This is a genomic window from Kitasatospora sp. NPDC098652 (assembly GCF_044760155.1).
In the GTDB taxonomy this organism is placed as follows: Bacteria; Actinomycetota; Actinomycetes; order Streptomycetales; family Streptomycetaceae; genus Kitasatospora.
Window position 1 is genome coordinate 87,339 of record NZ_JBIWAQ010000003.1, and the last position, 11,157, is coordinate 98,495.

Annotated in this window: 9 protein-coding genes; 4 read left to right on the forward strand and 5 right to left on the reverse strand. The window is 72.7% G+C overall.

Features of this window, described 5'->3' with window-relative positions:
- Position 1: 1 nt before the first annotated feature.
- A complete protein-coding gene (locus tag ACIQWA_RS08430; RefSeq protein WP_360229299.1) occupies positions 2 to 712 on the reverse strand; it encodes a FadR/GntR family transcriptional regulator in 711 nt (236 codons plus the stop codon).
- A 305-nt stretch (positions 713 to 1,017) separates the two neighbouring features.
- Between ACIQWA_RS08430 and ACIQWA_RS08435 the strand changes: the two genes are divergently transcribed.
- Complete coding sequence (locus tag ACIQWA_RS08435) at positions 1,018 to 1,623, forward strand: hypothetical protein (RefSeq protein WP_402479872.1); 606 nt, start codon at positions 1,018 to 1,020, stop codon at positions 1,621 to 1,623.
- Positions 1,624 to 1,898: 275 nt separating this feature from the next.
- Positions 1,899 to 2,882, forward strand: coding sequence for an alpha/beta hydrolase family esterase (locus ACIQWA_RS08440; RefSeq protein ID WP_402479875.1), 984 nt, complete (start codon positions 1,899 to 1,901; stop codon positions 2,880 to 2,882).
- Positions 2,883 to 2,983: 101 nt separating this feature from the next.
- Here the strand turns inward: ACIQWA_RS08440 and ACIQWA_RS08445 are convergent, their stop codons facing one another.
- Genes ACIQWA_RS08445 through ACIQWA_RS08460 form a run of 4 tightly spaced genes read right to left on the reverse strand, consistent with a single transcriptional unit; the run spans position 2,984 to position 8,389 of the window.
- Positions 2,984 to 5,389, reverse strand: coding sequence for a glycoside hydrolase family 3 N-terminal domain-containing protein (locus tag ACIQWA_RS08445; RefSeq protein WP_402479878.1), 2,406 nt, complete (start codon positions 5,387 to 5,389; stop codon positions 2,984 to 2,986).
- Positions 5,386 to 6,204: a carbohydrate ABC transporter permease gene (locus tag ACIQWA_RS08450; RefSeq protein WP_360229291.1), complete on the reverse strand. Its 819-nt coding sequence runs from the start codon at positions 6,202 to 6,204 to the stop codon at positions 5,386 to 5,388. The genes ACIQWA_RS08445 and ACIQWA_RS08450 overlap by 4 nt, the downstream gene beginning before the upstream one ends.
- Positions 6,204 to 7,100, reverse strand: coding sequence for a carbohydrate ABC transporter permease (locus ACIQWA_RS08455; RefSeq protein ID WP_402479881.1), 897 nt, complete (start codon positions 7,098 to 7,100; stop codon positions 6,204 to 6,206). The genes ACIQWA_RS08450 and ACIQWA_RS08455 overlap by 1 nt, the downstream gene beginning before the upstream one ends.
- The gene (locus ACIQWA_RS08460; protein WP_402479884.1) at positions 7,097 to 8,389 is read right to left on the reverse strand and encodes an ABC transporter substrate-binding protein; all 1,293 of its coding nucleotides are present in this window, start codon (positions 8,387 to 8,389) and stop codon (positions 7,097 to 7,099) included. The genes ACIQWA_RS08455 and ACIQWA_RS08460 overlap by 4 nt, the downstream gene beginning before the upstream one ends.
- Before the next feature lie 208 nt (positions 8,390 to 8,597).
- Between ACIQWA_RS08460 and ACIQWA_RS08465 the strand changes: the two genes are divergently transcribed.
- Positions 8,598 to 9,626, forward strand: a complete 1,029-nt coding sequence (locus tag ACIQWA_RS08465) for a LacI family DNA-binding transcriptional regulator (RefSeq protein ID WP_402479886.1) — start codon at positions 8,598 to 8,600, stop codon at positions 9,624 to 9,626.
- A gap of 259 nt (positions 9,627 to 9,885) precedes the next feature.
- Entirely contained in the window at positions 9,886 to 10,986 is a 1,101-nt protein-coding gene (locus tag ACIQWA_RS08470; RefSeq protein ID WP_402479888.1) for an endo-1,4-beta-xylanase, read from the forward strand.
- Positions 10,987 to 11,157 lie beyond the last annotated feature (171 nt).

Consider the following 11,157-nt stretch of genomic DNA (forward strand, 5'->3'; position numbering starts at 1 on the left):
GTCAGAACTCCTCGGTCGCGGGGGGCCGCTGCCCCTCGGCCAGGTGGTCGCGCAGCCAGCATTCGGTGGTGTTGACGTGCATCAGGGCTGCCGCCCGGGCGAGTTCGGGGTCGCGGGCGACCAGGGCCCGGTGGATCGCCTCGTGCTCGGCGACGGTCCGCCCGGCCGCCTCGGCGTCGGTGAGTCCGCGCCACACGCGGGCCCGCAGGGTGCGTCCGGAGATGTGCTCCAGCAGGGTGGCCAGGGTCTCGTTGCGGGTGGCGTGGACGACCGCCCGGTGGAAGGCGGCGTCGTGCCGGATCAGCAGCTCGACGTCGTCCTTCGCGTCCCGCATGGCCGACAGGTGGCGCTCGACCTCGGCGAGGTCCTCGTCGGTGATGCGGGTGGCGGCCAGCGCGGTGGCGGCGGGCTCGAAGAGCCGGCGCACCTCGGTGAGCTCCAGGACGGTGTCGCCCTGCAGCAGTTCGACCGCGCCGCCGAGCCCTTCCAGCAGCAGCGCGGGGGCCAGGCTCGTCACGTACGTCCCGTCGCCGCGCCGGATCTCCAGGACCCGGGCGACGACCAGCGACTTGACCGCTTCGCGCGTCAGGTTCCGGGACAGGCCGAGTTCCGCCGCGAGCTGCTGCTCGGGGGGCAGCTTCGCTCCGGGGAGCAGCTCGCCCTCGCTGATCATCTGACGGATCCGGGTGATTGCTCTGTCGGTCAGGGACACGGCGTCAACGTAGCAGGTGATCCCATGTCCAGGAAGGGAGTTCACTCGCCCCTCCGGGCAATGAGCTTCCCCAGCACGGCACTTCACCGGTCGACCTTCGCAATCCGAGGCCTCCGGCGCTGGATACATCCCATCAATCACCGCCTTGCCCGGCCTCCTGTTCGCTCGGCCGGCAGGTCCACCTCACGCGAACCACACGTGATCTCCGCAGAAGCCTCGCCCCGGGCCGGTGTCGCGGCCGGGGCGGATCTGCGTACGCTCCGCAGAACACCCGTCGTGACGCACGGGCAGCTACGGAAGATCGAATGAGTTACTGCACGCTCTGCCAACGCCACCTCAACGGCGCGCTGTCCTGCCCGGGCTGCGGGCGGCCGCAGGAGGAACTTCCCCGGCAGGGGGAACTCCCCGAGCAGGGGCGGGAAGGCCCGACCACGGACCCGACCGCCATGGCTTCCGCGCCCCGGAGGGCCCGGCGGCGAACGACCCGGCGGCGCGGCACCCGGCTCGCCCTGGCCGCGCTCGCCGTGGCGGCGGGCGGACTGGCCACCGCCGTGGTGGCGCTCGGCCAGGGCGACGGCGAGGCGGTCCCGCTCCCGGCGGACCGGACGGCCGCGTCCGCATCGACGGCCACGCCGTCCGCTCCGGGCACTGTGAGCGTTCCCAGCACGGCGAGCGCCGCCCCGAGGAGCGCGAGCCCCACGGCGCAACCGTCGACCCCCGGCGCCCGGCCCAGCGCGTCGAGGACCACCGCCGCGCCGTCGCGCACCGCCCCGAGCGGGCCGCCCGCTCCGCAGCCCACGGCGGCGCCGACCACCGGGCACTCGCCCGGCCCGGCCGGGCCCACGGCAACGCCCACACCGACACCGACACCGACACCGACCTGCAAGCAGTTCCTGTTCTGGTGCACCTGACCGGCGCTACGGGCCCTTGGGCCCGCCGCCGCCCGTGAAACTTGCACCGGCATAACCGCTTCCAGCGGCCGTATCGCCGGGATGCCGCAGAAGCGGCCCGACCACTCCTTGACAGGCACCGGCCATTGCCGCAGCGTCAACAGCCGACACCGGAAACCGAAGCAGGGGCGGAGCCCGGTTCGCCGCAATGTGAGCGCTCACAACTCGTGGCGCCCGCAGGGCTTCGCACCGACACCGACACCGCCGTCAACCGTCCACAGAGAAGGGGTCCCATCTTGCGTTCCCGGCACCTGAAGTCCCGCCTGCTCGCCGTACTGCTGGCGGTCGGCGCCGCGGCAGGGGTGAGCCTGTCCGCCGCTCCCCCGGCCGCCGCCGCGTCACTGACCCGGATCACGGCCTTCGGCAACAATCCGACCAACCTGCAGATGCACGTGTACGTCCCGAACGGCGTCAAGCCGCACCCGGCGATCCTGCTGGCGCTGCACGGCTGCCAGGGCTCCGGGCCGTACATGTACTCCAGCACGGACTTCGCGGGGCTGGCCGACCGGTACGGCTTCATCGTTGTCTACCCCTCGACCAGCCCCGGCGGCAGCTGTTGGGACGTCTCCTCCGACCAGGCGCTGACCCGCAACGGCGGCAGTGACCCGGTCGGGCTGATGTCGATGATCACGTACACGGAACAGCACTACGGCGGCAACCCCGGCGCCGTGTACGTCACCGGCGAGTCCTCGGGAGGCATGATGACGAACGTCATGCTCGCGGACTACCCGGACGTGTTCAAGGCGGGCGCCGCATTCATGGGCGTGCCCTACCACTGCTTCCACACGGGCACCGTGCGCGGCTGGAACGGCGCCTGCGCCGGAGGCCAGGTCTCCATGACCGCGCAGCAGTGGGGCGACCTGGCGCGCCGCGCCGACCCCGGCTACAACGGGCCCCGCCCCCGTGTGCAGCTGTGGCACGGCACCGCCGACCCCATCCTGAACCAGCGCAACCTCGGCGAAGAGACCAAGCAGTGGACGAACGTCCTCGGCGTGGGCCAGACCCCGTCCTCGACGGACACCCCGGCCGCCAACTGGAACCGGTCCCGGTACGCCGACCGCTCCGGCAGGACCCAGGTCGAGACGTACAGCATCGTCGGCGCCGGCCACCAACTCCCGATCCAGGGCACGCCGATGGCCGCCGACGCCGTCCACTTCATGGGCCTGGCCGGCAGCTCCGCCGCCACCGCCCCGGGCAGCCGGCAGCCGCACCACGGCTGAGCGACCCCGCCGGGCCGCCGGGCCGCCCTGAAGACCATCCGCCGCCGCCCCCGGCCGAGGGGCGGCGGCGGCTCAGGAGTCGAGCTGCCCGGGGAACCCCGCTACGGGGTTGCGGCGGACGGGAGCTGGTGGACGGTGACGGTCGGGTGCAGCCGCCGGGTGTGGTCGAGCGGGCGGACCGGGCCGGTGAGGCGCAGCGGTGCGGTGAGGCGGGCGTCGGTGCTGGAGGCGGAGATCCGAAGCTCCAGGGCGCCGGGTTCGACGATCCGCTCGCCGTCCCGCCCGGTGAAGGAGGCCAGGTCGGCGGGGAGGGTCAGCTCCACCCGGCAGGCCGCTCCGGGGGCCAGCTCGATCCGCCGGTAGCCGACCAGCCGCTGCACCGGCTGGACCACGGTGGCCACCGGGTCGTGGAGGTACAGCTGCACCACGTCGGTACCGGCCCGGGCGCCGGTGTTGCGCAGCAGGAAGCTGAGGCGGAACGCGCCGTCGGTTGTGGTCTCGGCCTGCTGCACCTCCAGGTCGGACCAGGCGAACTCGGTGTAGCCGAGGCCGTGTCCGAAGCCGAAGGCGGGGGTCGGGTCGGTGCTGGAGACCTCGCCCGCCTGCGCCAGCCGGGCGGCCAGGTAGGTGGAGGGCTGGACGCCGGGGTGAGCGGGGACGGAGACGGGCAGCCGCCCGGACGGGTTGACGCGCCCGCTGAGCACGCCCGCGAGGGCCCGGGTGCCGGCCTGGCCGGGGAAGAAGCACTGGACGATCCCGGCCGCCTCGGTGACGGCCCGGCCGAGCGCGTACGGCCGTCCGGCGAGCAGGGTGAGCACCACCGGTGTCCCGGTGTCCAGCACGGCTTCCAGCAACTGCCGCTGCTTTCCCGGGAGTTCGAGCGACTCGACGTCGCAGCCCTCGCCGCTGGTGCCGCGCCCGAACAGTCCGGCGCGGTCGCCGAGGGCGAGCACCACCACGTCCGCCCGCTTGGCGGCGCGGACGGCCTCGACGATGCCGGCGGTGGACTCGCCGTCGACCGTCACGCCCTGCGCCGTCCGCAGCTCGCTGCCGGGGAACTCCTTCTCCAGCGCCTCCCGCAGGGTGGGGAGTTCGAGGCCGGGCGGGGTGTCCGGGTGCCGGCTGCCGACGTGGACGGGGAAGGAGTAGCAGCCGAGCACCGCGGTGGGCTCGTCGGCGTTCGGGCCGATCAGCGCGATCCGGGCCGGGTCGCGCAGCGGCAGCAGGCCGTCGTTGCGCAGCGGCAGCAGGCCGTCGTTGCGCAGCAGCACCACGGCCTGTTCGGCGAGTTCGGCGGCGAGTGCGCGGTTGGCGGGTCCGTCCAGGTCGATCCGGCCGCGCAGCGCCCGGGGGTCGCCCAGGTCCGCGTCGGCGAGGGCGGCCGGGACGGGGCTCCAGTCCTCGTCCAGCAGCCCGAGCTCGGCCTTCTGGACGAGGACGCGGCGCAGCGCCCGGTCGACCAGCCGTCCCGGGACGGCGCCCGAGACGACGGCGTCGAACAGGGGCTGTCCGAAGGTGTCGACGGTCGGCAGTTCGACGTCGACCCCGCTGCCCAGGGCCAGGCCGGCGGCGTCGGACCGGTCCTCGGCGACGCCGTGCAGGGTCTTGAGGAAGGCGATGCCGAAGTAGTCGGCGACGACGGTGCCGGTGAAGCCCCAGGTGTCCCGGAGCAGGCCGGTGAGGAGGCCCTGGTCGGCGGCGGAGGGGAGGCCGTCGGTGTCGGTGTAGGCGTGCATGACCGAGCGGGGCCGCCCTTCGCGCACGGCCATCTCGAAGGGCGGCAGGATGACGTCGGCGCGCTCGCGCGGGCCCATCGAGACGGGGGCGAGGTTGCGCCCGGCCCGGGAGGCGGAGTACCCGGCGAAGTGCTTGAGGGTGGCGACGACCCCGGCCGACTCCAGGCCCTGGACGTAGGCGGTGGCGACGGTGCCGACGAGGTACGGGTCCTCGCCGATCGTCTCCTCGACCCGGCCCCAGCGGGCGTCGCGGACCACGTCGAGCACCGGCGCGAGGCCCTGGTGCACGCCGACGGCCCGCAGGTCCTGCCCGATGGCGGCGGCCGTGGTCCGGACGAGGTCCGGGTTGAAGGTGGCGCCCCAGGACAGCGGCACGGGGTAGGCCGTGGCGCCCCAGGCGGCGAAGCCGGCCAGGCACTCCTCGTGGGCCAGCGCGGGGATGCCGAAGCGGTTGGCGGCGGCGATGCGCTGCTGGGTGCGCAGCAGGGAGAGCGCGCCGATCGCCGGGTCGACCGGGGCCGTACCGAACGGGCGGGTCAGCTGGCCGAGTCCGTACGGCAGCAGGGTGTCGAGGTCGGGCGGCTCCTCCATGTCGTGCTGGTGGGGGGCGACTTCGTCGCCCTCGCCGTCGGCCCCGACCCACAGGCCGACCAGTTGGGCGGTCTTCTCCCGGAGCGTCATCGCCGCGATCAGGGCGTCGGCCCTGGCCTGCGGGGTGAGCGCGGCGTCCCGCCAGGCGGGCGCGGTCTCCGTGCGCTGGCGGTGGTTCATTTTCCTCCCACGCCCGTCAGTCCCTGGACCAGGGCGCGGCGGGCGAACAGGTAGACGACGAGGATGGGGAGCATGGACAGCACGACGGCGCTGAGCAGTGCGGGCACGTCCACGCCGTGTTCGGTCTGGAAGTCGTACAGGCCGAGGGTGATGACCTTGGTGGAGTCGGACTGGGTGAGGATCAGCGGGAAGAGGAAGCCGTTCCACGCCTGGAGCGCGGCGAAGACGGTGATCGAGGACAGCCCGCCCTTGGACAGCGGGATCACCAGCTGCCGGAAGACCCGGGCCGGGGAGGCGCCGTCCATCGCCATCGCCTCGTACAGCTCGGGGCTGATGTCGCGCATCGCCCCGGTCAGCACCAGGGTGCAGACGGGCAGGCAGAAGGCGGCGGTGGGCAGCACGATGCCGATCAGGTGGTCGTACAGCCCGGTCTGGTTCATGACGTAGAACATCGGCACGATCACCGCCTGGGCGGGGATCGCCAGGCCCAGCAGGAACAGCCGGAACACCCAGCCGGTGGCCCGGCCGCGGGCGCGCACGATGGCGTAGGCGAGCGGGGGGACGACCAGCAGCACGATGGCGACCACGCCGGCGGTGACGGTCAGGGTGTTGAGGAAGTCCTGGCCGAAGCCGTTGGAGAAGTCGTCCAGGTAGTTCTGCAGGGTCCACTGGGCGGGCGGGCTCAGCGGGCCCTCGGTGGAGTAGTCGGCACGGGTGCGGAAGGTGGCGATCAGCAGGACGTACAGCGGCAGGCCGATCAGCGCCAGCCAGACCAGGGAGCCGAAGCCGGCCAGGAGGTTGGGGCGGCGGCGCATCACATGCCCTCCGTCGTGCCGCGCATGCGGTCGTAGCCGGAGAGCCGGACCAGCACGAGCGAGATCAGGGTGGCGACCACCACGAGGACCAGGGCGACGGCCGAGCCCGGGCCGAACTCGAAGCCCTTGAACGCCTTCTGGTACATGTAGTAGGCGGTGACGGTGGTGTCGGTGCCCGGCCCGCCCTGGGTGAGGATCAGCACCGTGTCGAAGGTGGTCAGTCCGCCGACGACCATGAGGATCACCGAGGTGATGACCGTGTTGCGCAGCTGCGGCAGGGTGATGTGGAAGAACTGCCGCACCCGGCCCGCCCCGTCGATGGCGGCCGCCTGGTAGAGCACCTGGGGGATGGCCCGGGCGCCGCCCTGGTAGAGCAGCGCGTGCAGCGGGGTGTACTGCCACACCCCGACGAAGGTCAGCACGGCGATCGCGCCGCCCTTGGTGCCGAGCAGGTTGCCGTCGCCGAACAGCCAGGTGAGCTGGGCGGGGACGCCGAAGTTGGGGTCGAGGACGGCCCGCCACACCACCGAGACGGCGGTGGCCGAGAGCAGCAGCGGCACGAAGTAGATCGCGGAGAGGACCGCCCGGTTGCGCTGGTGCCCGGCGGCCCAGACGCCGATCAGGATGCTGACCGGCGTCTGGACGACCACGCCGAGGGCGGTGAGCAGCAGGGTGGTCCAGACGGACTGGAGCATCACCGGGTCGTCGAAGAGGGAGGTCCAGTTGTCCAGGCCGTTGAAGTGCGGTTCGCCGATGCCGTCCCAGCTGGTGAAGGAGAGCACGGCGACCAGGGCCAGCGGCACGAACGCGAACAGCAGGAAGAACACCGCCGCGGGCAGCGCCCACACGAAGCCCGGGCGGGTCGCCGCCGCGGCGGGGCGCGCGGGGCGGGTCATGAGGTCGGCAAGGCGCTCATGGCCTTGATGAAGCCGTCGGTGTCGATCCTGCCGTCGAAGAACTGCTGGACGGCGGTGTGCATGGGGGTCATGGCGCTCGGCGGGTAGGCCTGGTCCCAGGAGAGCTGGAAGGACGGCGCGGCCTTCACCAGCTCGTACTGGGCCTTGGAGTAGGCGGGGCTGGCCGAGAGGTCGAGGAAGTTGGCGGTGCTGGTGGTGGTCGGCAGGTTGCCGATGGCCAGTTGCGCCCTCACGAAGTCGTCGGAGTACATCAGCTTGAGGAAGGCGGCGGCGGCGTCCGGGTACTTGGTCTTCTTCAGGACGGAGTAGAAGTTGTTGGTGTTGCCGACGACGGCGGCCGGGTCGCCCTTGCCGCCGCTCACGGAGGGGAAGCCGGTGTAGCCGAGGCCGGACCTGGCGAAGTCGGGGTTGGCGTCCTGCTGCGTGGAGTAGTACCAGGAGCCCATCAGTTCGAAGGCGGCCTTGCCCTTGGCGACCAGGGCCGGGGAGCCTCCGTCGGTGAACTTGACGGAGTCGAAGTTGCTGCCGAAGGCGCCGGCGTCGACCAGTTCCTTGAGGGTGCTCAGCGCCTTGCGGCTGTCCTCGCTCGCCCAGGCGGCCTTGTCGCCGTTCAGCGCGCGCTGGAACAGTTCGGGGCCGGCGATCCGGTCGTAGAGGTACTCGAACCACATCAGGGTCGGCCACTGGTCCCCGCCGCCGAGCGCGATCGGGGTGATGCCCTTGGCCTTCAACACCTTGGTGGCGGCGACCAGTTCGTCCCAGGTCTTCGGCGGGGTGAGCCCGGCGTCCGCGAGCACCTGCTTGTTGTGGAACAGCAGCACCGGCTGGGTGCCGCGCATCGGCACGCCGTACGGCTTGCCGTCCACCACCGCCGAGTTGAAGACCGCGGGCAGGAAGTTGTCCTTCAGGCCCGGGTCCTTGGCGATGAAGTCGTCCAGCGGCAGCAGCAGTCCCGCCTTGACGAACGGCTGGATGGAGCCGCCGCCCCAGTTGAAGAAGACGTCGGGGGCCCGCGAGGTGTTGATCACGGTCTGCAGCTTCTGCTGGTAGTCCGCGCCGGGGATGGTGTCCAGCACCACCTTGACCTTGGAGGTCTTGTTGAAGGTCTCGACGAGCTGCTTCTCGACCTTGTTGGCGGCGTCACCGTAGACCAGCACGTGGATCGTCCCGGAGCCGGCGTCGGAGGAGCCGCCTCCGGAGCCGCATGCGGCGGTGGTGCCGAGGACGAGCACGGTGGCCGCGGCGACCGCGGCGATTCTCGATCCCATTTCCTGCCCTCTGATTCGAATATTTCGAGCGAGTCGGCGAAACTTGCTGGAAACCTAGGTCCGTGTTGACGGCCAGTCAAGAGACCTGACGGGATCGGTTTCGCTACGGCGGGGGCTAGCATCCCTGCGGTACGGCACGGCCTCGGCCGCGTCGTACGGCCATGTCCGCAGCGGAGTTCGCCCAGCAGGGGCAGTGCAGGAGGAACTCATGACCAGAGCGGCAACGCTCGCCGAGATCGCACAGGAGGCCGGGGTCTCCGCACCGACGGTTTCGAAAGTCCTGAACGGCCGGGCCGACGTCGCCCCGGCCACCCGGGAGCGGGTGGAGGAGCTGCTGCACCGGCACGGCTACCGGCGGCGAGGCAACCGCCAGGCCAACCCGCTGCTGGAGCTGGTCTTCCACGAACTGGAGAGCGCCTGGGCGGTGGAGGTGATCCGCGGCGTCGAGAACGTCGTACGCGAGGAGGGCCTGAGCATCGTGCTCTCCGAGTCCGCCGAACGGCACGGGCCCGGCCAGTCCTGGGTGGACGGCGTGCTCGCCCGCCGCCCGACCGGCGTGGTGCTGGTGCTGTCCGACCTGGACCGCGCGCTGCGGGAGCAGCTCTCCAGCCGGGACATCCCCTTCGTGGTGATGGACCCGGCCGGCGACCCGGGCCAGGAGGTGCCCGCCGTCGGCACCACCAACTGGGACGGCGGCCTCGCCGCCACCCGGCACCTGCTCGACCTCGGCCACCGCCGGATCGGCCTGATCGCCGGGCCCGCCCGGATGATGTGCAGCCGGGCCCGGGCCGACGGCTACCGGGCCGCGCTCGACATGGCGGGCATCCCGTACGACCCGCGGCTCGTCCGCGAGGGCGACTTCCACCACGAGGCCGGGCACCGGCTCGGCCTGGAGCTGCTCGCGATGCCGGACCGGCCGACCGCCGTGTTCGCCGGGAACGACCTCCAGGCGCTCGGGCTGTACGAGGCCGCCCGCGAGCTGGGGCTGCGCATCCCGGAGGACCTCAGCGTGGTCGGCTTCGACGACCTGCCGCTGGCCCGCTGGGTGGGCCCGCCGCTGACCACCGTGCGCCAGCCGCTGACCGAGATGGCCGAGGTGGCGACCAGGCTGGTCATCGACCTGGCCCGCGGGACGCGGCCCGGGACCCGGCGGGTGGACCTGGCCACCAGCCTGGTCGAACGCAGCAGCACGGCGCCGCCGCGAGGGGGTGCCCCGGCCCCCGTTTCCGAGGCCTGAGACGGCCCGCGCCGCGAGCCGTCCCCCGGGCTCGTGGCGCACCCGGCCGAAGCGGTTCATGTCAGAAAGGTTGACGGGCCGTCGGGCCCGCCCCTACCGTCCCCTCAAGAAGTCGGAGGATGAGCCGAAACTTTCGATGGCCGCTCGGCCGCTCGGCCGCTTGGTCGCTTGGCCGCTCGGCCGCTCCCGTACCTCCGGCGTTCCAGGCACACCGCACGTCCCCCTCCTCGCTCCCACCCGACGAGAAAGGACCACGCCGGTGCAATTCCCGACGTCCCGCCTCCCCCGCCCCGGGCGCGCCCGCCGCGCCGCCCGCTCCCTCGCCGTCGCCGCCGCGACCGCCCTGGCCGTCACCGCCCTGCTGCCGACCGGCCAGGCCGGTGCGGCCGGGACCTCCCTGCGCTCGCTCGCCCAGGCCAGGGGGATCTACTTCGGCGCCTCCCTCGCCCGGTCGGACCTGAACAACCCCTCCCTCACCGCGGTCGCGGGCAGGGAGTTCGGCATGCTCACCCCCGCCAACGAGATGAAGTGGGACACCACCGAGCCCGGGCCCGGCAGCTTCAACTTCGCCCCCGGCGACCGGATCGCCTCCTACGCCAAGGCCAACGGGATGCGGCTGCGCGGCCACACCCTGGTCTGGCACAACCAGCTGCCCTCCTGGGTCCGCGGCCTGCCCGCCGACCAGCTGCGCGCCGCCATGCGGCGCCACATCACCGCCGAGGCCGGCCACTACAAGGGCCAGGTCTACGCCTGGGACGTGGTCAACGAGGCGTTCAACGAGGACGGCAGCTTCCGCACCGACGACCCGTTCCACAACGCACTGGGCGACGGCTACGTCGCCGACGCGCTGCGCACCGCCCGGGCCGCCGACCCGAACGCCAAGCTGTATCTGAACGACTACAACATCGAGGGCCTGAACGCCAAGAGCGATGCGATGTACCGGCTGGTGAAGTCGCTCAAGAGCCAGGGCGTCCCGATCGACGGCGTCGGCTTCCAGGCCCACTTCGTCGTCGGCCAGGTCCCCGCGAGCCTGCAGGCCAACCTCCAGCGGTTCACCGCGCTCGGCGTCGACGTCGCCGTCACCGAACTCGACGACCGCATCCAACTCCCGGCGAACAGCGCCGCCTTGGCCCGCCAGGCAGAGGACTACGCCGGCGTGGTCAGGACCTGCCTGGCCGTCCCCCGCTGCGTGGGCATCACCCAGTGGGACGTGGGTGACCCGGACTCGTGGATCCCCGGCACCTTCCCCGGCTACGGCGCCGCCACCATGTTCGACAACGGCTACCGGCCCAAGCCCGCGTACACCGCCTCGGCCGCCGCCCTCGCGGCCGGTGCCCACCACCTGGCACCGACCGACTGACGGCCCGCGCGGAGGAGGGGCCGGGGCCGGGGGGCCGGGCCCCTCCGACGGCCTCGCCCGGATGCCGGACGTGCGCCCGCGGCCGATCGGGGCCCCCCGCGCCCCCCCCCCCCCCCCCCCGGGGCCCCGGGGCGGCCCCCCGCCCCCCCGGAGGGCCCGCACATCGCGCGG

Excerpts from the sequence above, each read along its gene's own strand:
- ACIQWA_RS08455 (WP_402479881.1), bottom strand. The coding sequence starts at position 7,100 with ATGACCCGCCCCGCGCGCCCCGCCGCGGCGGCGACCCGCCCGGGCTTC.
- ACIQWA_RS08465 (WP_402479886.1), top strand. The coding sequence starts at position 8,598 with ATGACCAGAGCGGCAACGCTCGCCGAGATCGCACAGGAGGCCGGGGTC.
- ACIQWA_RS08435 (WP_402479872.1), top strand. The coding sequence starts at position 1,018 with ATGAGTTACTGCACGCTCTGCCAACGCCACCTCAACGGCGCGCTGTCC.
- ACIQWA_RS08445 (WP_402479878.1), bottom strand. The coding sequence starts at position 5,389 with ATGAACCACCGCCAGCGCACGGAGACCGCGCCCGCCTGGCGGGACGCC.
- ACIQWA_RS08460 (WP_402479884.1), bottom strand. The coding sequence starts at position 8,389 with ATGGGATCGAGAATCGCCGCGGTCGCCGCGGCCACCGTGCTCGTCCTC.
- ACIQWA_RS08450 (WP_360229291.1), bottom strand. The coding sequence starts at position 6,204 with ATGCGCCGCCGCCCCAACCTCCTGGCCGGCTTCGGCTCCCTGGTCTGG.